The sequence below is a fragment of the Niallia sp. FSL M8-0099 genome (assembly GCF_038006945.1).
Classification (GTDB): domain Bacteria; phylum Bacillota; class Bacilli; order Bacillales; family Cytobacillaceae; genus Niallia; species Niallia circulans.
The window spans coordinates 2,786,120-2,809,460 of the sequence record NZ_JBBOWF010000001.1 but is presented as its reverse complement, the minus strand read 5'-3'; the positions used below and the strand labels follow the sequence as shown (position 1 = coordinate 2,809,460).

The 23,341-nt window shown below is 34.9% G+C and carries 26 protein-coding genes; 16 read left to right on the top strand and 10 right to left on the bottom strand.

The genetic code is table 11. The features are described 5' to 3' along the window. Window positions 1-324 precede the first annotated feature (324 nt). The 7 genes from NSQ92_RS13980 (at window position 325) to NSQ92_RS13950 (ending at window position 6,854) form a co-directional block, all read left to right on the top strand. On the top strand, window positions 325-786 hold the full coding sequence (locus NSQ92_RS13980; RefSeq protein ID WP_082138269.1) for a YaiI/YqxD family protein: 462 nt from the start codon (window positions 325-327) through the stop codon (window positions 784-786). A 40-nt stretch (window positions 787-826) separates the two neighbouring features. Beyond that, window positions 827-2,641 carry a DNA primase gene (gene dnaG / locus NSQ92_RS13975; protein ID WP_095320938.1) on the top strand — a complete coding sequence of 605 codons (1,815 nt, stop codon included), beginning with the start codon at window positions 827-829 and terminating at the stop codon, window positions 2,639-2,641. A gap of 39 nt (window positions 2,642-2,680) precedes the next feature. Continuing rightward, the gene (rpoD, locus tag NSQ92_RS13970) at window positions 2,681-3,805 is read left to right on the top strand and encodes an RNA polymerase sigma factor RpoD (RefSeq protein WP_047941284.1); all 1,125 of its coding nucleotides are present in this window, start codon (window positions 2,681-2,683) and stop codon (window positions 3,803-3,805) included. Between the two features lie 142 nt (window positions 3,806-3,947). Further along, complete coding sequence (locus NSQ92_RS13965) at window positions 3,948-4,490, top strand: hypothetical protein (protein WP_341152873.1); 543 nt, start codon at window positions 3,948-3,950, stop codon at window positions 4,488-4,490. Between the two features lie 22 nt (window positions 4,491-4,512). After that, complete coding sequence (locus tag NSQ92_RS13960; protein WP_095258978.1) at window positions 4,513-5,223, top strand: tRNA (adenine(22)-N(1))-methyltransferase; 711 nt, start codon at window positions 4,513-4,515, stop codon at window positions 5,221-5,223. Then, a complete protein-coding gene (locus NSQ92_RS13955) occupies window positions 5,210-6,325 on the top strand; it encodes a Nif3-like dinuclear metal center hexameric protein (RefSeq protein ID WP_341152872.1) in 1,116 nt (371 codons plus the stop codon). Before NSQ92_RS13960 ends, NSQ92_RS13955 begins: the two co-directional genes overlap by 14 nt. A gap of 361 nt (window positions 6,326-6,686) precedes the next feature. After that, window positions 6,687-6,854 carry a hypothetical protein gene (locus NSQ92_RS13950; RefSeq protein WP_341152871.1) on the top strand — a complete coding sequence of 56 codons (168 nt, stop codon included), beginning with the start codon at window positions 6,687-6,689 and terminating at the stop codon, window positions 6,852-6,854. A 169-nt stretch (window positions 6,855-7,023) separates the two neighbouring features. On the opposite strand, the gene NSQ92_RS13945 is transcribed toward NSQ92_RS13950, so the two are convergent. Continuing rightward, window positions 7,024-7,965: a 4-hydroxy-3-methylbut-2-enyl diphosphate reductase gene (locus NSQ92_RS13945; RefSeq protein ID WP_095322363.1), complete on the bottom strand. Its 942-nt coding sequence runs from the start codon at window positions 7,963-7,965 to the stop codon at window positions 7,024-7,026. Between the two features lie 235 nt (window positions 7,966-8,200). Continuing rightward, entirely contained in the window at window positions 8,201-8,791 is a 591-nt protein-coding gene (gene vrrA, locus NSQ92_RS13940; RefSeq protein WP_053215612.1) for a VrrA/YqfQ family protein, read from the bottom strand. Between the two features lie 265 nt (window positions 8,792-9,056). Here vrrA and NSQ92_RS13935 point away from each other — a divergent pair, with 265 nt between their 5' ends. Together NSQ92_RS13935 and NSQ92_RS13930 are read left to right on the top strand one after the other, a co-directional pair. Beyond that, complete coding sequence (locus NSQ92_RS13935; protein ID WP_047941279.1) at window positions 9,057-10,367, top strand: DEAD/DEAH box helicase; 1,311 nt, start codon at window positions 9,057-9,059, stop codon at window positions 10,365-10,367. 19 nt (window positions 10,368-10,386) lie between these two features. Next, the gene (locus NSQ92_RS13930) at window positions 10,387-11,280 is read left to right on the top strand and encodes a deoxyribonuclease IV (RefSeq protein ID WP_047941278.1); all 894 of its coding nucleotides are present in this window, start codon (window positions 10,387-10,389) and stop codon (window positions 11,278-11,280) included. A gap of 43 nt (window positions 11,281-11,323) precedes the next feature. Here the strand turns inward: NSQ92_RS13930 and NSQ92_RS13925 are convergent, their stop codons facing one another. Continuing rightward, window positions 11,324-11,581, bottom strand: a complete 258-nt coding sequence (locus NSQ92_RS13925) for a DUF2624 family protein (protein WP_016202998.1) — start codon at window positions 11,579-11,581, stop codon at window positions 11,324-11,326. Between the two features lie 273 nt (window positions 11,582-11,854). Between NSQ92_RS13925 and NSQ92_RS13920 the strand changes: the two genes are divergently transcribed. Beyond that, the gene (locus NSQ92_RS13920; protein WP_047941277.1) at window positions 11,855-12,268 is read left to right on the top strand and encodes a Fur family transcriptional regulator; all 414 of its coding nucleotides are present in this window, start codon (window positions 11,855-11,857) and stop codon (window positions 12,266-12,268) included. 55 nt (window positions 12,269-12,323) lie between these two features. Here the strand turns inward: NSQ92_RS13920 and NSQ92_RS13915 are convergent. Then, window positions 12,324-13,486 (bottom strand): IS3 family transposase gene (locus NSQ92_RS13915; RefSeq protein ID WP_341132941.1). Its coding sequence is split into 2 segments (ribosomal slippage): window positions 12,324-13,210 and window positions 13,210-13,486, totalling 1,164 coding nucleotides; the frame shifts between segments, so codons are not numbered across the junction. A 144-nt stretch (window positions 13,487-13,630) separates the two neighbouring features. Further along, complete coding sequence (locus NSQ92_RS13910) at window positions 13,631-14,209, bottom strand: nucleotidase (RefSeq protein WP_047941376.1); 579 nt, start codon at window positions 14,207-14,209, stop codon at window positions 13,631-13,633. Window positions 14,210-14,368: 159 nt separating this feature from the next. Between NSQ92_RS13910 and NSQ92_RS13905 the strand changes: the two genes are divergently transcribed. Continuing rightward, a complete protein-coding gene (locus NSQ92_RS13905; protein ID WP_095258972.1) occupies window positions 14,369-14,761 on the top strand; it encodes a DUF4190 domain-containing protein in 393 nt (130 codons plus the stop codon). 53 nt (window positions 14,762-14,814) lie between these two features. Here NSQ92_RS13905 and ispG read toward each other — a convergent pair whose 3' ends face one another. Next, complete coding sequence (gene ispG, locus NSQ92_RS13900; protein ID WP_173427262.1) at window positions 14,815-15,933, bottom strand: flavodoxin-dependent (E)-4-hydroxy-3-methylbut-2-enyl-diphosphate synthase; 1,119 nt, start codon at window positions 15,931-15,933, stop codon at window positions 14,815-14,817. Between the two features lie 232 nt (window positions 15,934-16,165). Further along, window positions 16,166-16,486 carry a LysM peptidoglycan-binding domain-containing protein gene (locus NSQ92_RS13895; RefSeq protein ID WP_047941274.1) on the bottom strand — a complete coding sequence of 107 codons (321 nt, stop codon included), beginning with the start codon at window positions 16,484-16,486 and terminating at the stop codon, window positions 16,166-16,168. A 180-nt stretch (window positions 16,487-16,666) separates the two neighbouring features. On the opposite strand from NSQ92_RS13895, the gene NSQ92_RS13890 reads away from it, so the two are divergent. Both NSQ92_RS13890 and NSQ92_RS13885 read left to right on the top strand, forming a co-directional pair. Beyond that, window positions 16,667-17,062: a hypothetical protein gene (locus NSQ92_RS13890; RefSeq protein WP_341152870.1), complete on the top strand. Its 396-nt coding sequence runs from the start codon at window positions 16,667-16,669 to the stop codon at window positions 17,060-17,062. Window positions 17,063-17,086: 24 nt separating this feature from the next. Then, window positions 17,087-18,388, top strand: a complete 1,302-nt coding sequence (locus NSQ92_RS13885) for a methyl-accepting chemotaxis protein (RefSeq protein ID WP_341152869.1) — start codon at window positions 17,087-17,089, stop codon at window positions 18,386-18,388. Window positions 18,389-18,414: 26 nt separating this feature from the next. Here NSQ92_RS13885 and NSQ92_RS26835 read toward each other — a convergent pair whose 3' ends face one another. Further along, on the bottom strand, window positions 18,415-18,474 hold the full coding sequence (locus NSQ92_RS26835; protein ID WP_369988355.1) for an SWIM zinc finger family protein: 60 nt from the start codon (window positions 18,472-18,474) through the stop codon (window positions 18,415-18,417). Window positions 18,475-18,516: 42 nt separating this feature from the next. Further along, window positions 18,517-19,296, bottom strand: a complete 780-nt coding sequence (locus NSQ92_RS13880; protein WP_047941272.1) for a DUF1189 domain-containing protein — start codon at window positions 19,294-19,296, stop codon at window positions 18,517-18,519. A 147-nt stretch (window positions 19,297-19,443) separates the two neighbouring features. Between NSQ92_RS13880 and NSQ92_RS13875 the strand changes: the two genes are divergently transcribed. After that, entirely contained in the window at window positions 19,444-19,923 is a 480-nt protein-coding gene (locus tag NSQ92_RS13875) for a DUF456 domain-containing protein (protein ID WP_047941271.1), read from the top strand. 138 nt (window positions 19,924-20,061) lie between these two features. Here NSQ92_RS13875 and NSQ92_RS13870 read toward each other — a convergent pair whose 3' ends face one another. Further along, window positions 20,062-20,757 (bottom strand): Crp/Fnr family transcriptional regulator, encoded by a 696-nt coding sequence (locus NSQ92_RS13870; protein ID WP_095320794.1) that lies wholly within the window; start codon window positions 20,755-20,757, stop codon window positions 20,062-20,064. A gap of 550 nt (window positions 20,758-21,307) precedes the next feature. Between NSQ92_RS13870 and NSQ92_RS13865 the strand changes: the two genes are divergently transcribed. Beyond that, window positions 21,308-21,916 carry a superoxide dismutase gene (locus NSQ92_RS13865; RefSeq protein WP_061798570.1) on the top strand — a complete coding sequence of 203 codons (609 nt, stop codon included), beginning with the start codon at window positions 21,308-21,310 and terminating at the stop codon, window positions 21,914-21,916. 167 nt (window positions 21,917-22,083) lie between these two features. Further along, complete coding sequence (locus NSQ92_RS13860) at window positions 22,084-23,301, top strand: MFS transporter (RefSeq protein WP_061798568.1); 1,218 nt, start codon at window positions 22,084-22,086, stop codon at window positions 23,299-23,301. Window positions 23,302-23,341 lie beyond the last annotated feature (40 nt).

The following is a 23,341-nucleotide window of genomic DNA, read 5'->3' as shown; positions in this document are numbered from 1 at the left end:
AGTTTTTCATTATGGCTGTTTTATACTTATTATCCAACAGAGAAGTTCCTTATATTTTATTTTTTGTTCTAGTATGATCTAAAAGGAATAATTATAGATAAAAAAAGATGGAATTTCAAGCTGATTTATACTATAATAAAAAATTGTGATAAAAAAGTATCATGTTTTAGGTTTAGACTTGGCTTATTACGAATAAACTATTTATTGTGAGAAGTCAAGGGAAGGGATAAAAAAATTTTCGACATTACTTCTTTCGTGAAAAAATAATTTAGGAAGAAGGAATATGTGGAGTGATGTAGAATTAATAGTACATTAGGAAAACACATGATTTATGTTGATGCTGATTCCTGTCCTGTAAAAGAAGATATTGTCGAAATAGCTTCTTATTATCATTATGAATTGCAGTTCGTTGCTTCCTACGCCCATATGAAGCGGGAGAATGACGGACAAAAATGGAAATATGTGGATAGTGATAAAGAAGCTGTTGATTTATTTATTATGAATGCTACCAAGAAACAGGATATTGTCGTGACTCAAGATATTGGCTTGGCCTCCACTTTATTGCTAAAGCAAGTTACTGTTCTTTCACCTAGAGGAGTAATCTATGAGGAAGAAACGATAAATACTGCATTAGATATGCGTTATTTATCTGCTAAAGCAAGGCGAAAAGGGGTATATGGAAAAGGGCCTAAACCATTTACAGAGGAGGATCGACAAAAATTTAGAAGAAATTTTATAAGGATTTTGTCGAAAAATGAAGGAGATTCGACTGGACACGTCGAATAATTCATTAAAGTAGGCAATAAGTAGGGAGATGTGTTAGAAAATGGTGGCGCGCATTCCTGAAGAAAAACTTAATGAAATTAAACAGGCAACTGATATTGTAGAGATCATTGGAGAACATGTATCCCTTACAAGACAAGGGCGCAATTTCATCGGTCTTTGTCCTTTTCACGGCGAAAAAACACCTTCTTTTACTGTATCGCCAGATAAGCAGATATTCCATTGCTTTGGCTGTCATGCAGGTGGAAATGTATTTACCTTTCTAATGGATTTAGAAGGCACTTCTTTTGTAGAAGTAGCTACAAGTCTTGCAGACAGAGCAAGCATTGATTTAGGAATTGAAATCAATGAATTGGAAAAAAAACTAGCTATCCCCAATGATTTACAGCAAATGATTGATGCACATGAATTATTATCTAAATTCTACCATCATTTGCTCGTAAATACAAAGGATGGTCAGCACGCATTGGAATATTTAACTAATAGGGGCTTTACATTACCTATTATTGAAAAGTTCCAAATAGGCTATACATTAAACTCTTGGGATTTAGCTGTGAAGTTTTTAGGGAAACGTAAATTCGATGTTTCACTACTAGAAAAAGCTGGTTTGATTGTAAAAAGTGAGAGGGATGAAAAATATTTTGATCGTTTCCGCGATCGGATCATCTTCCCAATCAGTGATCGAAATGGTAACACAATTGCGTTTTCGGGACGTGCATTAGGGGATAATAATCCCAAATATCTTAACAGTCCCGAAACACCAATTTTTAATAAAAGCAATACACTTTACAATTTTCATAAAGCAAGGCCGATTATAAGGAAGCTACAACAAGCTGTTTTATTTGAAGGGTTTGCAGATGTTATAGCTGCTAATAGAGCGGGAGTGGAAAATAGTGTTGCGACAATGGGTACGTCCTTAACGGAAGAGCATATCGCAATTCTAAAAAGAAACGCGCGAAATATAACGATTTGTTATGATTCTGATTCAGCAGGGATAGAAGCGGCCTTTCGTGCAGGACAGCTTCTTACTAAGGCTAATTGTGTTGTTAAAGTAGTAATGTTACCAGATGGAATGGACCCTGATGATTATGTGAACAAATTTGGGGAAGATAAACTACAGCAGGAAATTCTTCATGGAAGTATTCCTTTTATGGGATTTAAAATGCTGTACTATCGAAGAGGGAAAAATCTTCAAAATGAAGGAGATAAACTCGCCTATATAGAAGAAGTAATAGGAGAAATTGCTAAACTGGATAAGGCGGTTGAAAAAGACCTCTATTTAAGACAACTGGCGGATGAATTTTCGCTATCTTTAGAGGCATTAAAGCAGCAGGAAATGCAGATGGAACAATCAAGTCCAAATGAATATGTTGATGAAAAAACGGTTGTTCCTGTAAAACAATATACAGTAAAAAAAAGAGCAGCCGGATTATTACCCGCATATCATACTGCAGAAAAAAGACTGCTTGCACATATGTTTAAAAGTGAGGATATTGCCTACAAAGTGCAAAGCTCATTACAGGGAAGAGCATTTAATATTGATGAACATCAAGCAATTTTTACTTATCTCCTTGCTTTTTATGAAAAGGGTCTAGGCACTGATACAAGTTCATTTATGAATTTTATTGATGATCCAGATTTGCAGCGGATTGTAGCCGAGATCGAAATGATGGAAGTGAATGAAGAGGTAAGTGAATTAGAAATTAGTGATTATATGAAACAAGTTACTAATTATGAAAAACTGCTTGAAATAAAGGAAAAAAAACAAATGCTTAAAGAAGCAGAACGTCAAAATGACTATATAAAAGCTGCACAAATTGGCATGGAAGTTCTATTATTAGAAAAAACGTTAAAATAGGTATATTATTGTCTTGATTTTTTGGAAGGAGGGGGACATATGGCTGAAAAGTCTGCCCGTTCAAAAGAGATTGAAACGGAACTAACCCTTGATCAGGTAAAGGAACAATTAACAGAAGTAGGTAAGAAAACAGGTGTGCTCGCATATGATGATATTGCGGAGAAATTATCTAGTTTTGAATTAGATTCACACCAGATGGATGAGTTTTACGAATTTTTAGGTGATCAGGGAGTCGAATTAATTGGTGATGGAGAAGAAGAAGCTCCAAATGTCCAAGAACTCGCTAAAGGGGAGGAAGAATTCGATTTAAATGACTTAAGTGTTCCCCCAGGTGTAAAAATAAATGATCCAGTTCGTATGTATTTGAAAGAAATCGGAAGAGTTGATTTGCTTTCAGCAGAAGAAGAAATAAACCTAGCAAAACGTATTTTACAAGGTGACGAAGAAGCAAAACGTCGTTTAGCAGAAGCTAATTTACGTTTAGTTGTAAGTATTGCCAAACGCTATGTTGGCCGTGGAATGCAATTCCTTGATTTAATCCAAGAAGGTAACATGGGCTTAATTAAAGCTGTTGAAAAATTTGATTATGAAAAAGGATTTAAATTTAGTACGTATGCAACATGGTGGATTCGTCAAGCAATTACGCGTGCAATTGCCGACCAGGCAAGAACAATCCGTATTCCTGTTCATATGGTGGAAACCATTAATAAATTGATACGTGTTCAACGTCAATTACTACAGGATCTTGGCCGCGAACCATCTCCAGAAGAAATTGGAGAAGATATGGATTTATCACCAGATAAGGTAAGAGAGATATTAAAAATTGCTCAAGAGCCAGTTTCCTTAGAAACACCGATTGGTGAAGAAGACGATTCCCATTTAGGCGATTTTATTGAGGACCAAGATGCTACATCTCCTTCAGAGCATGCTGCATATGAATTGCTTAAAGAGCAATTAGAAGATGTATTAGATACACTAACAGATAGAGAAGAAAATGTGTTAAGATTGCGTTTTGGACTAGACGATGGTCGTACACGTACACTAGAAGAAGTTGGTAAAGTATTTGGTGTTACACGTGAGCGTATTCGTCAAATTGAAGCAAAAGCATTAAGAAAGTTAAGACACCCAAGCAGAAGCAAACGATTAAAAGATTTCTTAGAATAAGTTGCCAAAGGTTTAAGTGGTCTTCAAGTACGATCCTATAAAGAAATAGTTTACTTCCTGTAAGAAGTGGCTATTTCTTTTTTTTAAGGTTTTATTTTTTCTTGGTTTACTTAATTTAAACTACAGGAAGTGATACTTAAAAATGCAAGATCAGCGAAAAACGATTATTGTTAAGGAAATCGCTTATTGGAAAGAAAATAAAATGCTTCCAGAACATTATTGTGATTATTTACTTACCCTATATACTGAAGGTAATGGGGTAGAGGAAAATACAATTAGTAAAAAAAGAAGGGGTTTCTTACTTTCTTCTTTACTATTTTTTTCTTTCATCCCAATAACTATATTTTTATTATATTTTACTGAATTGTCTTTTATTTTGCAAATGGCTATTTCACTAATTTTTCTGATTTTTTGTTTTGTCGGTATTTTTTTGTATAATAAAAAACAGTTAAATGTAGATATCCCAGCCACTGTTGCTGCTATTATTTTTCTTTTATTTAGTGTAGCATTTATTTTATACTTTTTTGTAAATGAAATAATATTTTTATATATCATTTTATTTCTTAATTGTTTATTTTGGTATATGTGCGGTAAAAGGTATAAACTGCTATATTTTACGATTTCTGCTTATATTGGAGCCTCTTTATTAGTCATACTTGTTGTATCCAAGTATATGTTTAACTAGAATTTGAAATGTGGGGGATATAATGAATACAGATAGATTATCAAAACGATTAGAAACCGTTGCTAAATACATACCTAGAAATTCAAAATTTGCGGATATTGGTTCAGACCATGCTTATTTGCCATGTTATATGGTAAAAAGAAAAGAGGTTCAGTCTGCCATTGCAGGTGAGGTGGTGGAAGGACCATATCAATCAGCGATTAAACAAGTAAAACAAGAAGGTTTAACTTCGAAAATATCTGTACGCAAAGGAAATGGTTTAGAAGTAATTGGAGAAAATGAAGTAGATTGTATTACCATTGCAGGAATGGGAGGGGCATTAATTACATCCATTTTGGAAAATGGAAAAGATAAATTACAATCTGTGCAGAGATTAGTCCTCCAGCCCAATATTAGTGCATTTTCAATTCGCGAGTGGCTATTAAAAAATAACTGGACTTTAGTGGCAGAAGAAATTTTAGAAGAGGATGGGAAAATATACGAGGTTCTAGTAGCGGAAAAAGGGGAATCTCCATCTTTATCCGAAGAAAGAGCCTTATTATTTGGACCATTTTTAATGAAAGAAAAAGATGCAGCATTCGTTAAAAAATGGAAGCTTGAGAAAAAGAACTGGCAAAGAATTCTTGATCAGTTAGAATCTGCACCTGACTCAGTGGAAAATACACAGAAACGGACCGAACTACAGAATAAGATAAAATTAGTGGATGAGGTGATAAACAATGAAGAATATTAATGGTTATGAAATAATATCTTTATTTGAACAATTTTCCCCTAAAGTTTATGCAATGGAAGGAGATAAAATCGGGCTGCAGGTGGGAGACTTAAGTAGGCCAGTAAAACGTGTTATGATTGCTCTAGACGTTCTCGATGAGGTAGTCGAAGAAGCAATATCTAAAAAGGTGGATTTAATCATTGCTCACCATCCTCCTATTTTTCGCTCTCTTTCTAAAATAACAATGGACAATCCTGCAGGAAAATTAATGCATAAATTAATTAAGAATGATATTGCTGTATATGCTGCTCATACGAATCTTGATGTTGCAAAAGGCGGGGTAAATGACCTTTTAAGTGACGCTCTAGGCATTCAGGATGCGGAAGTTTTAGTTCCTACTTATGAAGAAAAATTAAAGAAATTAGTAGTATATGTCCCGAAAGAACATGTAGAACAAGTGAAAAAGGCGATTGGCGATGCAGGCGCAGGATCAATAGGGAATTATAGTCACTGCGTTTTTTCGACGGAAGGAATTGGAGAATTTCTGCCATTGGAAGGAGCTGTTCCCTATATAGGAAGTGTTAATAAGCTGGAGCAAGTAGAAGAAGTCAAGATAGAATCGGTTTATCTTGCTTCGAAAGAAAAGAAAATAGTAAGAGCAATGGTAAAGGCACATCCATATGAGGAAGTGGCTTATGATATTTATGATTTACAGATAAAAGGAGAGCAGTTAGGATTAGGGCGTATTGGAAGAGTAGAAGAGACAACACTGGGAGAATTTGCTGACCATGTCAAAAAAGTCCTTGATGTAAATGGAGTACGTGTAGTGGGGAATTTAGATTCTCGAGTTAAAAAAGTAGCAGTATTAGGTGGAGACGGCAATAAGTATTATTCACATGCTTTAATGAAAGGGGCAGATGTCTATATTACAGGGGATATGTATTATCATGTTGCCCATGATGCCCAAGCAGCGGGACTAAATATTATTGATCCAGGACACAATGTTGAAAAAGTGATGAAGAATGGTGTAACAAAAGTTTTAAAGAGGATGTGTGATGAGAAAGGATATGATGTGGAAATTTTCCCTTCCTTAACTCACACCGATCCTTTTACATTTGTATAATCTAGATTCAAGGTAAAAAGCGGACAAACTTTTGGAGGGAGACCAAGGGAATGTCTGTTTTTTTCTTGTAAAGAAAGTATACAAGGGGCGTTTTTCAAGGGGCAACGCTGAAAAGGAGTTGAACGCCGAAGTTAGAGAGAGAAAAGAGTAAAGCGGTGTTCGTGAAAGGGGTGAACACCGAAACCGAAGAGGGAAGAGAGCAAAATGGCGTTCATGAAAGGAATGAACGCCGAAATCGGAGAGGGAAGGAGAGCAAAGTGGTGTTCATGAAAGGGGTGAACGCCGAAATTGGAGAGAGAAAAGAGTAAAGCGGTGTTCATGAAAGGGGTGAACGCCGAAATTGGAGAGGGAAGAGAGCAAAGTGGTATTCATGAAAGGGATGAACACCGAAACCGAAGAGGAAGAGAGCAAAATGGCGTTCATGAAAGAAATGAACGCCGAAATCGGAGAGGGAAGAGAGCAAAATGGCGTTCATGAAAGGAATGAACGCCGAAATTGGAGAGGGAAGAGAGCAAAGTGGTGTTCATAAAAGGGGGTGAACGCCGAAATTGGAGAGGGAAGAGAGCAAAGTGGTGTTCATAAAAGGGGGTGAACGCCGAAATTACCAGTGAAGGAAGAAAACAAGCGTTCATAAAGAGAGAATGTACCAAAATAAAAACAAGCACTCCATTTAAAGAAGAGAGCGCTTGTTCTATACATTATTTTGCCTTAACTTTCGGCAAAATCTTATTTAAAGGAACTTTCTTTTCAAATTGCCATGTATTCTCGTCTTCTGGATCGTATTGGTCTAGAAAATTTATTACCTCTTTCGTAATAGGAGTCGGAGTGGATGCACCAGCAGTCACTGCCACACTGCTCGCTCCTTTCAACCATTCTAGCTTGAGTTCTGAGATGTCTGCTATGCGATAAGCAGTAGTATGGGCAATTTCTTCGGAAACTTGTGCTAATCGGTTAGAGTTATTGCTCTTAGGGTCGCCAACCACAATTAATACATCTGCTTCACCTGCTTGTTTAGCAACAGCTTCTTGTCTAACTTGAGTTGCTAAGCAGATTTCTTTATGAAATTCAGCTTGTGGAAATTTTTCTTTAATGCTTTCCATTAAATCAGCTACATCCCATTGACTCATCGTTGTTTGGTTTGTTACAAGGATTTTCTCATGGTTAATTTCTAAGCCGCTAAGGTCCTCAAGTGTCTCTACTAGTGAGACGGCGTGTGGAGCGACACCAACAGCTCCTTCTGGTTCCGGATGGCCTTTTTTTCCTATATAAATGATGTAATAACCTTCTTTAACCTTTTCGCTAATTAAATCATGAGTTTTGGTTACATCTGGACAGGTTGCATCCAATGTTACTAACCCTTTTTCTTTCGCTATTCTGCGGACTTCTGGTGATACACCATGGGCAGTGAAAATGATTGTTCCTGAATCAACTTTATCTAATATTTCTTTTCTATTTTCTCCATCTAATGTGATAATACCTTCCTCTTCAAATGCATCTGTTACATGTTTATTATGAACAATCATCCCCAGAATGTAGATGGGGCGAGGTAATGTTTTATCTAAAGCAGCATTTCGAGCAATTACCATAGCATCAACAACACCGTAGCAATAACCTCGTGGTGCAATTTTAATAACTTTCATTCTCCGATTCCTCCTGCATGATCCTACTATATAACAAATATATTAAGTTATAGATACTATTATTTCCTTTATAATATAACATGTTTATTATATATAACATAAGAGAGGTTTACAAAGCATAAGTGTCTGGAAAATAAGTTAGCCAAAAAAGGATAAAAAAATACTGACCAACTGAAGCAAAAACCGATCCAATTCAAATATACTGAATGGTTTTGCTAGTTATGGCCAGCCGAATTTATACATAAAGTTTTGGTTTTGAGGCACCAGTAGTTTTTTCTGGTAATGATTCTGTTTCTGTTTCCAAATCATGATGATCTGTTTCGGGATTTTTAATTTTTTTCTTAGTTTGTGGTTTGCTAGTAGTTTTTTTATTTATTTCCTTACTTGTCTTTTGCTCCGTTACTTCTGTCTCTTCTGTCTCCTTATTTGAACTTGTTAGTCCTCTATACATTTTCCATATCGCAGGGATGTTTTTCACCATTGGTCCATATTGGTTAATCATGGGACCGATTTGGCTTGCGGTATTAAGGAATTTTTGAGAATTAGCCAAAAATCCATTAATGGAGGAAGGGTTAGTTAACGTTTTTAGCAATCCACCGCCTCCAGAAGCGGCACTTCTTGCTCCAGCATTCGTAGCTGCCCCAGCAGCATTATTGCCTCCTCCAAGTAATCTTGATAATAGTCCTCCGCCTCCGCCATTTCCTCTGCTAGGCATTGCACCTCTCCCCATCGGTCCGCCAGGAAAATTTGAAGGACCTCTCATTCCTGGCATTCTTCCGCCCATTGGCGGTCCTTGAAACGGTCCACGCTGTCTTGGTGGCATCATATTTAAAACGCCTCCTTTCACTTATACTACTTTATAGAATATGCAACAGATACTAATATGTTTAGGTTTTAACAGAAAATCTGGATAGCTAGCAAAAGAAAGATAAAAGCTAGAAATAGAGTAAAATACATTGGTAAAAATAAAAAGGGCGCACGTTATAGCCTTTTAAGCGATTTTTTATTATAATTAAATGATGGACAAAAGAGCTATAGGTAAATGTCAAATCTGTGCACACTCATTTATCTGGCTAATAAGGAGTTTTTATATGAGTAATAATCTATTTAACCAATATGAATTAAAACCATTTATTATAGATGCAATTGATGAATTAGGTTTTTATGAACCGACAGAAATTCAGCAGAAGGTCATTCCACTTATCTTAAAAGGGGAAAGCGCCATTGGTCAGTCACAAACAGGGACAGGCAAAACGCATTCTTATGTTTTGCCAATCATTGAAAAAGTCAATCCGGAAAAGCAAGCAGTGCAAGCAGTTATTACAGCGCCGACCAGAGAATTGGCTAATCAAATTTACCAAGAAATACAGAAAATTACGAAGCATTCTGATCAGCCGATTTCTTCGCGATTATTTATTGGGGGAACGGATAAACAACGTTCGATTGAAAAATTAAAAACGCAGCCACAAATTGTTGTTGGAACGCCAGGTAGAATTAATGATCTTGTCAACGAGCAAGCATTATTTGTGCATACAGCAAAAATCCTTATTGTCGATGAAGCAGATCTGATGCTAGATATGGGCTTTATTGAAGATGTGGATCAAATTGCTGCAAAAATGCCTAAGGATTTAAGTATGTTTGTTTTCTCAGCAACAATACCTGAGAAATTAAAACCTTTCTTAAAGAAATATTTAGAAAATCCAACCTTTATTCATATTGAGCCAAAGCAGTTAACGGCAGCAAAAATTGAACATGTGTTAATTCCTTCTAGACATCGAGATAAAATTACAACGGTATATGAGGCATTAGTAAGCTTTAATCCTTATCTTGCTATTGTATTTACAAATACAAAACAGATGTGTGATGAAGTTGCAAATGGTTTATCAAGTAAAGGTCTTAAAGTTGCTAGAATTCATGGTGGCTTAACACCTCGTGAACGTAAAAAAGTAATGAAACAAATTCTTGATTTAGAGTTTCAATATATTGTGGCAACAGACCTAGCAGCAAGAGGAATAGATATTAAAGGAATCAGTCATGTTATCAACTATGAGCTTCCGTCAGACTTAGATTTTTATGTACACCGTGTTGGTAGAACGGCCAGAGCTGGTTATTCAGGTATAGCATTAACGATTTATGAGCCTTCCGATGAGGACAAGCTTAATCAATTAGAAAAACTTGGCGTTGAATTTAAGCATATGGATCTAAAAAAGGGTGAGTGGATTGAATTAGATGATCGCAATCGTCGAAAAAACCGCAAAAAACAAGTAGATGAAATTGATTTAAAGGCAAAATCCCTTGTCAAAAAACCGAAAAAAGTGAAACCGGGCTATAAGAAGAAAATGCAGCAGCAAGTAGAAACAATTAAAAAGAGAGAAAAGCGTATTAAGAGTAGAAGAAAATAGGGAAAGAGGAGAGATTGAATTGCTGAAAATAGGTTCACATGTATCAATGAGCGGGAAAAAGATGTTATTAGGCGCAAGTGAAGAAGCAGCCTCCTATGGGGCAAATACTTTTATGGTCTACACAGGCGCACCCCAAAATACGAGAAGAAAAAAAATAGAAGATTTAAATATTGCTGCAGGACAGCTTCATATGGAGCAAAATGGAATTGGCGATATTATTGTACATGCACCGTACATTATTAATATTGCTAATACTACGAACCCGGCAACCTTTGAATTGGGTGTAAATTTCTTACGCAGTGAAATCGAAAGAACAGAAGCGCTAGGAGCAAAACAAATCGTGTTACATCCCGGTGCTCATGTAGGTGCTGGTGCGGATGTAGGGATTAAAAAGATTATTGAAGGCTTGAATGAAGTACTTACAGGAAATGAAAACTTACAGATTGCTCTTGAAACAATGGCTGGAAAGGGCTCTGAATGCGGTCGTACATTTGAAGAACTAGCGATGATTATGGAAGGCGTTACACATAATGATAAATTATCTGTATGCTTTGATACATGTCATACACATGATGCTGGTTACAATATTGTCGAGGATTTCGATGGGGTTTTAGAGGAATTCAATCGAATCGTTGGAATAGATAAATTAAAGGTATTGCATATTAATGATAGCAAAAATATCGTTGGTGCAAGAAAAGATAGACATGAGAATATAGGGTACGGGCAAATTGGCTTTGATGCCTTAATGAAAATTGTTCATCATCCAGAGTTAGCGGATGTTCCAAAGATATTGGAAACACCGTATGTCGGTATCGATAAAACAAATAAAAAAGCGCCATATAAACATGAAATTGAAATGATTAAAAATAAAACCTTTAATGAAAACTTATTGCAAGAAATCCTAGAAAGTTAAAAAAACGCTCATCTGAGCGTTTTTTATTTCCATTAAGTAGATATTACTGTTCGGCAAATAAATTAAATAAATCATTTAGTTCTTTTGCTGTCGCAGGACTTGTTAATTTAGCTACCTCTCTAATTAATTGTGCACGTTCATTAGGCTTAAAAATATTTACCTTTCGGCCGTTAAGATGATTAGCAAGCTTTACTGCTTCTTCATTTGTAATTTTAATTTTGAATTGCTTACTGTATTTCAATAATTCAGTAGAGGTTATGTTGTTAATTTTATGATTGATTATGTTTTCAAAAATTTTCATGTCATCACTCCCCATTCTAACATATGTGGCGAATAACAAAAATGTGCTAACTTTTTTTGATTTCTTTGGCAAACTTATCTGGATGAGATATCTTTACAACAATCAATCGTTCTTGTATACTGATTTTGAATCATTTATTGTAAATAAATCGTAATGATTACTATAGATTTATATTTGTATATTGGGGAAATGAATATTTAGAGAGTATGATGTTTTTCTTCCTCATTATTCAATGAAATTATTTTAAAAAAGTGTAAGAGATGAGGTGGAGAAATGAATGTACAAACTGCACTTGATATTCTGAAGGAAAAAGGGTATAAACATACCGATAAAAGAGAAGATATATTGGCACTATTTTCTAATGAGAATAAATATTTAACAGCTAAGGATGTTCTGGAATCGCTAAAGGATGATTATCCGGGTCTTAGTTTTGATACAATTTATCGTAATTTATCCTTATTTGAAGAATTGGATATTTTTGAAATGACGGAATTAAATGGAGAGAAGCATTTTCGTTTTACTTGTTCGCACCAGCACCACCATCATCATTTTATTTGTTTAGATTGTGGAAAAACAAAAGAAATTATTACTTGCCCAATGGAAGAGCTATCAGAAAGCTTGAAAGGATACGATGTATCTGGTCATAAATTTGAGATTTACGGGAAATGCCCAGAGTGCAGAAATTAAAAAAACGAAGCATATAGACTGACCTAGCAATATGGGACAGTAATAAAACACCTTCTTAGGCTGCCATATTACCAAACTCTATTGGTGTGTAGTAGCCTAATTTTTCTTGAATACGTTCTTCGTTATAATATCTCATAAATTGATCTACACGCTCTTTTACTTCTTTTAAAGATAAAGAATGGAATTTAACATACTGAAATTCCTCTGATTTTAGATTAGAATGAAAGGACTCAATGACGGCATTGTCCCAACAGTTTCCTCTGCGTGACATACTACTGACTAAATTTTGCTCTCTGACCCGACTTTGATACGCATAAGAAGCATAGACACTGCCTTGATCGGAGTGGATGATTATTCCTTCAGGATTCCCTCGTTTTTCTAGTGCTTCATCCAAGGTATCCATTACTAAAGAAGTTTGTTGATGGGGATAAAGCTTATAGGCAACGATTTGATTGTTATACAAATCCATGATGGTAGATAAATATAAAGTATCTGGACCATATTGAATATAGGTAATATCCGTTACCCATTTTTCGTTAGGATTGCTTGCATAAAATTCTCGCTGTAATAAATTGGGCGCAACAATGACCGATTCCCCCTGTGATTTCCACCTTCTCTTTTGCTTTATTCTACACTGAAGATGATATTTTTGCATAATCCGTTGAACAGTATTACGGTTTAATTTAATTTGATAATTACGCTTTAACAGCTCTTTGATCTTCCGGTGTCCATATCGGTACTTTGTTTCTTTGCAGAGGGAAATAATTGTTTCCTCCTCCTTAGATAACTCCATTGGTTGCGAAGATGCCCAGCGATAATACGTAGATCTTGGAACATGTAAAGCAGATAAAATAGCTGATACAGTATATTTTTTTCGTAATGTCTGTACTAATTGGAGGACAATTTCCTTTTCAACTCCTTTTCGATTTCCAAATACTTTTTTAAGATTTCATTTTCCTGCTTTAAGTGATTCATTTGACGTTCTTTTTTATCTTCATCACTTGAATTATCTGGACCATGCCCGTATGAATACTGTTTTCCTATAGGTTGATCGAATCGATGAACTTGATTTTCCCGATACCATTTCATCCACGTTTTGATTTGAGAAACATTTTTAATTCCATATTTCTGCATGATTTCTTGATTCGTAAACTGACCACTCATCTTATCTTTAACAACTGCCCATTTAACCTCACTTGAATATATGTTTTTGCCCACGCAAAACACCTCCGAGTTAGTACTTTGTTTAAGTGTACCATTCGAAGGTGTTTTATAGTGTCTCATTTATTTAGGTTAGTCTACATATCATAAGATATCGCTTCGTTTTTTTATAGAGATAGTATCTTGCAACGAATAAAGGAGTTATTTAACAGAAGACTTAGCCCATTCATCTACCCATTTTTTTGCTTCACTCCAAGAAGTTACGCGTTTAACACCGTTAGGAATCGGTTTCCGATTATAAGGTGTGTCAAAAAGAATAACTGGTATCCCTAATTCTTCATGGAGCATCACTGCATTATCATGCTTATCTTCAAAGAAAATATCAACCTTATTTTTTTGGGCGGCCGCTATTTTATGATGGGAACCAATTAACTCGATATGGTTAAAACTGATACCTTGATTAAGAAACCATTCTTTTGTCAATTCAAGCATTCCTTCGCCTCTAGCACTAATAAAGATAAGTTCATGTTGTTCAGCCCATTCTTGGAGAACAATATTTGCACCCTCTGCAAGAGGAGAGGCTGCATAAATTCTTGCCTCGTTTTCGATAAACCATTTGTCAAATTCCTCATTAGATACATTTACAAGAGGGTAAAATTCATACTGTACAACATCTTCTAGCGTAATATTTAATTGAAAGCTTTCATTTAAAAAAGGAACAAATGCAGCTGGGCTGGTTACTGTTCCATCAATATCGATTCCAAAACGCAATTTCTTCATTTTGTGCTCCTTTTCCACTGTTGTTCCTCTCTAGCTTACCAAATTATAAAGATAAGGAAAAGAAGGAAGAGAAAAATCATGTAAAACTTTAACAGACATAAGAATCAAAAACTTGGTGATGATAATAAATGCTCCTATGAAAGAAAGCGAGGGATTATCATGGCAGATCAAAATAGCAATGAAGGATATAGTCACGATTTTCAGGATAGAGAGCGAACTAAATCACCTGTAGATTATTTGGAAGAAACATCAGCAGAAATAACACCTCCAATGACTTATAATGCTACACCTCCGATGACCTCTGCTGATACACGCCCTGTCACCTCTGATGTAGAGGGGGACAGAGGAGTAGTAGGCGGTAAAGGGATTGGTATTGCGGCGTTAGTAATTTCTATCCTATCATTATTTGTAATGCCTATCATTTTAGGGATTGTTGGGATAGTATTAGGTTTCGTCGCAAGAAGCAAAGGAGCAAGTTCATTAGGAACATGGGCTATTGCACTAGGTGCTATCTCCATTATCATTGGAATTTTTATTGCTCCATTCTTTTAGCAAGAAGCAATTAAAAAATCTAACCTCTTATTTGAGGTTAGATTTTCCTAAAGTTATGGCTGGACACTGATAGTATCCATCTCTTTTTCTTCTGCAGCTTTTTTTGCAAAGTATTCGGCTGCAATTGCATCGATTTCTTTCTTTAATTCTTCGACCATCGTATCTTCTGGAACCTTGCGGACTATTTTGCCTTTACGGAAAAGTAGGCCCTCTCCACGAGCTCCAGCAATGCCGATATCCGCTTCTCTTGCTTCTCCTGGTCCATTTACTGCACAGCCTAGCACAGCTACCTTAATAGGTGCCTTTATAGTAGAGATATAATCCTCTACTTCGTTTGCAATACTGATAAGATCAATTTCAATACGGCCGCATGTTGGGCAAGAAATTAATGTTGCAGCATTAGAGGAAAGTCCAAATGACTTTAACAGTTCTCTAGCAACTTTTACTTCTTCAACTGGATCAGCACTTAAGGAAATACGTAAAGTATTACCGATGCCTTTGCTTAAAATAGCACCTAACCCAGCCGCGCTCTTTACAGTACCAGCAAATAACGTACCAGATTCTGTTATTCCTAAATGTAGTGGGTAGTCAAAAGCCTTTGCTGCCTTTTCATATGCTTCTATTGCTAAGTTAACATCAGAAGCTTTCATGGAAACAATGATATCATGAAAATCAAGGTCTTCTAGTATTTTGATATGATGCAGGGCACTTTCAACCATGCCGTCTGCTGTTGGATATCCGTATTTCTCCAAGATTTTCTTTTCTAGCGAGCCGGCATTAACCCCAATTCGGATAGGAATTCCTTTCGCTTTTGCCGCTTTTACAACAGCTTCCACTTTTTCTCTTTTCCCAATATTACCTGGATTGATTCGGATTTTATCTGCTCCGCCTTCAATTGCTTTTAAAGCTAAACGATAATCGAAATGGATATCCACGACTAGTGGTATATTTATTTGCTTTTTAATTTCACTGATAGCATTTGCCGCACGTTCATCTGGACATGCTACGCGCACGACTTGACAGCCAGCTTCTTCTAAGCGTCTAATTTGCGCTACAGTAGCTTCCACATCATGTGTTTTAGTTGTGGTCATACTTTGGATAAATAATTCATTACTTCCCCCAATAGTAATATTACCTACTTTTATTGGTCGGGTTTTTGTACGATGTATAATTTCACTCAATGGTGATTCGCTCCTTTTATATTGGACAAGCCAAAATAATTAGCTTTTTATTTAATTCTTGATATCCTTACCTATTGTATCAATGAAACATTGAAATTGACAAGAAACTTGCTGAAAAATGCTTAGCTTTTTACTGGGAATACTTCTAGGGTAAAAATGAACTTGTTGGTTAAAACAAAAAAACTTCCTCAGATTAGATTATTTTTGGAAGTTCTCTTTTATGCTATTTATAAATCGGAAATAGATAGGTTTTGCCAATTTGAATATCTTCCGGTTTTAATCCATCATTTAATTTTTGAAAGTCATTCACTACTGTCTCAAGACTAACGGATAAACCGCCAGTTGAATATTGTTCAACAATTGAAAGAACGGTGTCACCAGATTTTACTTTTTGCTCAAAGGATAAGGACGAATCTTGAGGAGTGCCCTGTGTCTCTATTGTAGGTTCTTGTTCTTTTTGGGAGGAGAGTGTGCCTTCGTTTAAATCAATATAGATGACATATATGGTAACTAGAACTGCAAAGGTAATAAAAAACCTTTTCATCGTAAATCCCCCTAAACTGATTATAGGAAATTATATGCTTGTCCCCTATTGGTTAGAACCAATGAAATGCTAGGAAGGTGGATATAGGTAAAAAGTCATAAAAATTAACATTAAATTACTTTGCCTTTACATGTCCTTAACAAATATTTGTGAAAATGTTTGAGAAGGGGGGACGAGTAGATGAATAAAATCAAGGACAGGAAAAAAGAAAACGAAAAGCTTTCTATTCAAAATCGGTTATTTCTGTTTATCTTACCGTTATTTATTATTACTATCTTAATCTTGACATTTATTTCTATTAATAGTTCTACCAAAATGACTATTAAGATGATGCATGAAAGATTAGAAAAAGAGGCAAATACTATTTACGTAATGGCACAAAATACGATGTTAATGTACGTTGGCCAAGAAGAAAAGTTCCAAACAAAAATGGAACAAATAATTAGAGATCAAGATGCTAGTTTTGCCCAAGAAGGTTTAAATGCCTCTTTTTTTGTACTCACAGAAAAGGAAGTCAAGCCTTTTAAAGTAAGTCAAACATCCAATTTTACGTGGGAGGACTCCTTCATTCAATAGGTAACTGATTTAGAATCGGGAGTATTGGAAACGAAATGGAATGGACAAACATATACCGTTGCCTTTCAGCAAATTCAAGAATTGAAGGGGATATATTTATTAGCAGTTCCACAAGAAGAATACCTGCATAATGTAAAGCAATTAAAAAATAGTTTATTACTGTTTTCGGCATTGAGTATTATTATTATTGCAATTGTTATTCGTTTTTTTGTTAAAACGATGGTAAGTCCCTTATTGAAATTACGGGAAATCATGCGGATTGCCAGAAATGGCCATTTAACAGAGGTAACATCCATTAAAAACTCGATACCAGAAATAAATTCGCTTATAAACAGCTACAATTTATTGATTAAGCGGTTAAAGCATGTCCTATCTGAGATGCAAGCAACAAGTGTTCATTTATCTAAAACAAACGATATATTACATACAGAAGCTGTGCAGATGATTGATAGTGGAGAAAACCTCACGGAAATGATAAATACGGTGAAAAATGGAGCTGAGCAGACAGCTATTAGCTCCGAACATAATATCAGTGTTTTTCAAGAAATGAAGGCATTAAGCGAGCAAATTGAAAAAAGCAGCCAGAAAATAAAGGAGCATACGGAAGAAATGAATCTTGCTGCCATTCATGGCGAAGAAAATATGAATAATTTGTTTGCCAGCCAACATGTACTGCAAGACAAAGTGAAAGTGATATATAGCAATAATGATTTATTAAATAACCATGCTTTATCGATTAAAAAGGTAGTAGAAGATATTAAAGGGCTGGCTGAACAAACCAAGCTTTTAGCTTTGAATGCCACATTAGAAGCGGCTCGAGCAGGCATCCAAGGAAAGGGATTTGCCGTAGTAGCTAATGAAGTAAGAAAACTAGCTGTTTTATCATCTAAATCCGCTGAGGATATTAAATCATTTACGCTCGATATGGATCAAATTATTCAAAAGTCATCATCTGATTTAGAAGATATTCAAATGAACTTCACGAAAAGTGCGGATTTAGTTCAAACAGCAACAGTTTCAATTGATCAGTTATTGGAGGGAATTTCTCTTGTTATTTTTGGGCTAAAAGATAACCATCATTTATTAAATGAACTCCAAGCTTTTTTTCCTAAAATGGAACATAGTACACTTCATGTTACATCGATTAGTCAACAAACACTTGCTAGTTCCGATGAAATGAAAAGGATAGGAGAAATACAGCAAGAGAGTATTCGCGTAAATGCCGAGATAAGCGCTAGATTAGCAACGTTAGTAGCCGCTTTAGAAGAGAATATTAAGATGGAGGAAAAAACTGCTCCTGAGGATGGGAGTGAATTAAATAGATAAACTGATGATTAAACCGCAATTGTAGCTTAATGTAGACAATTCCACTTTATAAATGAAAAAGCCAAACAATCGCACGAAGCGTTTATGATTGTTTGGCTTTATTTCTAAAATACCAAGAGTATTTTTCTTTATGGTTGCAGTGGCTTTTCTGTTTGTATTTCTTTAATAGCTAAGCAGACAAGGAATAAACTAATAAACCAATTTAATAAGTAGCCATTAGGAACAACTGTCTGTAAACAATCCATAATAGCAAAGAAAATTACTGGAATAGTGATACTGTAGACAGTGATTTTCCAGCATTGTGCATAAGTCAATCTTTTGCCGAATATTCTCGCGAAAAAGCTTCCAAACATAGAAAGCACAAGTGTTTGTAATGCTTTATAGAGAAGCATGAACAGAATGTAAATAACAACTAATATAATAATAAACACATAGGATAATGAATCCATTCCTTGGATAAAGTCAATGAGCTCCTCACTTGTCATTGTAAAGTTACCGAATGAGGAATATGCAAATGTTTGAGCTTGTCCAGAAGTTACTATTACGAATTCATTCTTTAAAAGGGCAACTGTATTTCCATAGGAACTAACCTTCGCGTGATCATAAGTTCCTGAGGAATCGACAATGATTGTTAAATCCGGCTTTTCAATAATAGTAGGTTCTTCATCATTATCTGTATGTAGGATATTATCACTTATTGTAAAAGAAGGTACTTCGTCCTCCATGGTTACACTAAACGTATGTATTGCTTCATTTATTCCCTTATTTAAATAATATAAATTAGGTAGTGATGCAATAATCGTCAAAAGCAACAAATAAATAATGGTTTTTCCGATACCTTGAAAACGGAAGCTTGCTATATCTTTTGGAGAATAGAGGCTTCGATAAAACTGCTTAAAAATATTCATTCTTACACATCCTTCAAAAGTTTCATTCCTATTGTATCTTTTTACAACCGATAGATACAAGTCCGAGCATTTGATTTGCAGAAAAAAGTGTGGTAAACAAGATGAATGGGTAACATAATAGATAAATAAGAAGAAAAGAGGATCGGTATGGATATTATTTATTGGACAATTATCAGTGTATTATTCATTATTGCGTTTATTGGATTGATTTATCCAATCATTCCAAGCGTGATCTTTATACTAGCCGGTTATCTTTTATATGGTCTGTTCTTTTCTTTCGAAGAACTTAGTATCCTATTTTGGATTATCCAAGGGATGTTTGTTATCTTATTATTCTTTGCCGATTCCGTATCTAATTGGATTGGAGTAAAGAAATTTGGAGGGACAAAGGCTGGTATCTGGGGAAGTACAATTGGATTACTTATAGGTCCTTTTGTTATTCCTGTGCTCGGAATTCTTCTTGGTCCATTTATTGGGGCAGTCCTAGCTGAGCTCGTTGTAAGTAAGACAAATTGGAAGAATGCCTTGAAAATTGGAGTAGGTTCATTAATAGGATTCCTAAGTAGTGTAGTAACAAAAGGAATTATCCAAGCAATCATGATTATTTATTTCCTCATTAAAATATAAAACAGGCTATAAGCTGAAATCCACAGACCTTCTTTCTGAAATGGATAAAACAACCTGAACGATTATTCGAAAGCATTGCCATTTCAGAATAATTGTTCGGGTTACTATTTGCTTAAAGTAAGTGTGTGCCAGCTTCTTTTAATTAAGTCCACAAATATCGACTGGACAATTTTGACAATCAACTGCTCTTTTTAAATAGGCAAGGTTTTTCACGGTGATTTTTTGGTTACTATAGTCTATTACTTCCCTTTCTCTTAAATCTTTTAATATGCGTTGAATCACTTCTCGTGTCCCAAAAGTTAAGTTTGCTAATTCTTGATGAGTGATAGGGATATCAATCAAAATGCCTTCATTATTTTTTATCCCAAAGGAATGACATAATCGGATTAAAATACTGTAAAGCCCCCCTTTTTTTCCATTCATAATAAGATCCTGGCATTTCATATGTGCTTTTAGATAGCCTGTACTTAACCAACTCGTAATAGAAGTTAATAAGACGGGGTCTTTTAATGCTAATTGTTCAAATTCTGTTCGGTCAATAGCAAGGACATCACAATCAGTCATACTTTTCGCAAAAAAATAGTATTTAGGAGAATGTTTAAATAATTGGTATTCCACTAATAACTCCTCATCATGAAGGATTTTAATGACGAATTCTTTTCCTTTTTCGTGTACTCTTCCAAGTGAAATGGTTCCATTTAATAATATATATATCTTTTGGACAGGGTCTTTTTCTTGGAAAAGTAAAGTCCCTTTTTTTATATGTTCTATTTTTTCAATCTCAAAAAAATGTTGTATGAGTAAACTATATAATGATAGCTGCACTTCATTCATAGGAAAGCACTCCTTAAAAAGCCTCTTTTCTTGATTAAAAAACATTGTGAAATATTTGTCAATCTCAAAATGGAATATAATGGAATTGTAGAAAGTATAATAATTTTTAGGAATATCAGGAATGCTGATGTATTGGGCGAAAATGAAAAAATGACAATTTAACGAACTTATTCTAAGAGAATCTTAGTAGTATATTTATAAATAGGTAATACTTAAGGGTGATGTTAATCACAAGAGAATATAAAGCATTTTTACTTAAGGAATCGAAGAGAGATAGTTAATATATATAAAGAAATAAAATGCTTTTCTCCTTACTGATAGTAAAAGGAAAAAACCATTTGGTATAAGAACTTTAGATTCTTTTATTGAGACGTTTTAAAATGATAACAAATGGGTACTTTAAAAAGGGAATCTTTTCAAGCAAATTGATTGAAAGTAAGCACTTTATTTGATAAGGTATTGTTAAAGGCTTCTCATATAATAATTGTCGGAATAGGGCAAACTATTAGAGGGAAGAACATAATACATAAAATATTAGGAGGAATTAGACATGGCATATTCATTACCACAATTACCTTATGCTTATGATGCATTAGAACCACACATTGATAAAGAAACGATGAACATTCACCATACGAAACATCATAATACTTATGTAACAAATTTAAACAATGCATTAGAAGGAAATGATGAATTACTTTCTAAAACAGTGGAAGAGCTTGTATCTAATCTTGATGCAGTTCCAGAAGCTGCTCGCACTGCAGTTCGTAACAATGGTGGCGGTCATGCAAACCATTCATTATTCTGGGAAGTAATTTCTCCAAATGGTGGCGGTCAACCAACTGGTGATTTAGCTGCTGCTATCGACAGCAAGTTTGGAAGCTTTGAAAACTTTAAAGAAGAATTCTCAAAAGCTGCTACAACTCGATTTGGTTCTGGTTGGGCTTGGCTAGTTGTGAACAACGGTGAATTAGAAGTTACTAGCACACCAAATCAAGATAATCCATTAATGGAAGGTAAAACACCTGTTTTAGGATTAGATGTTTGGGAACATGCTTACTACTTAAATTACCAAAACCGTCGTCCTGAATATATTAGTGCATTCTTTAATGTTATTAATTGGGATGAAGTAGCAAAACGTTTTGCTGCTGCAAAATAAGAAATAGAAATGCGAAAACCTGTGAGCATATATTGTTTACAGGTTTTTTTATTGTTCCATTTTATCGGTCATAATGTGGTCTTATTTTCATAATTGTTAGTTTTTATATATAATGCATAACGAAATTTGTTTTGTTAGAAACTACTCTAGAACAAAGGGGAGTTTCTATGATGAAAATAGGAAAATTAATAGGTGATGTAGAGCTAACAAAAGATTTGAAAATTTTGTTGGTTACAGGAGGGCTGTACTCACTTAGTGTAGCACTTTCTAATACTTTCGTTAACGTGTTTCTATGGAAACAATCAGGTGAATTTAGAGATTTAGGCTTATATAATCTTGCTATCATTTTGTTGCAACTATTTACCTTTACACTTGCTGGCAGATGGGCGAAGAAAATTGACCGAGTTATTGTATTTCGAATTGGAGTAGCTTTTCTTACCATATTCTATTTAACAGTATTACTGATAGGAGATAAAGCATCAACGTTTCTGTTAGTACTAGGGGCCATTCTTGGAATTGGCAACGGATTTTATTGGTTAGCCTATAATGTCTTAACTTTTGAAGTAACAGAACCAGAAACGAGAGATTTCTTTAATGGCTTTTTGGGATTGTTAAATTCTGTTGCTGGTATGATTGGACCAATGATTGCAGGATATATTATCTCCCAGCTCACGAAGTCTACAGGGTATATGATTGTTTTTGGAATGTCTCTTGGTCTTTTTCTTCTCGCGGTTGTTTCAAGTTTCTTTCTAAAAAGACGGCCAGCAGAAGGTAAATATTTTTTTAAAAGAATTGTCAAAGAGCGAAAACATAATTATAACTGGAAATTGATTACGAATGCTCATTTTTTCCAAGGGTTAAGAGAAGGTGTCTTTGCATTTATGATAACTGTCTTTGTTTATATAGCAACAGATAGTGAATTAGCTTTAGGAAAATTTGGGTTGATCAATTCAGGAATTTCCTTTATTGCCTATTATATTGTTTCAAGGACAGTCAAAAATAAGAATCGGAATAAGTCCATTTTAATTGGAGGAATAATGTTATTCTTATCGATGTTTATTATTGTTTTTGACTTTTCTTATACGAAATTATTGATTTATGCAGGTATAATAGCTATTGCTTACCCATTAATTTTAGTACCTTACACCAGCTTGACCTTTGATGTTATCGGAAAAGGCTGGAAAGCAGGAGAAATGAGAATAGAATATATAGTAGTGAGGGAATTGTTTCTCAATCTGGGAAGACTTTTATCGGTTCTTCTTTTTATCATTGGCGTCAGTGTATTCAATCCAAATAAAGTAATCCCGATACTGTTATTTATACTAGGAAGTGGACATTCTGTGATCTATTTCTTTGCTCGAAAGATTAGGTGGAAAACAGCATAAAGCAAAAAAGGATTTGTCATATCTACAGATCCTTTTTTGC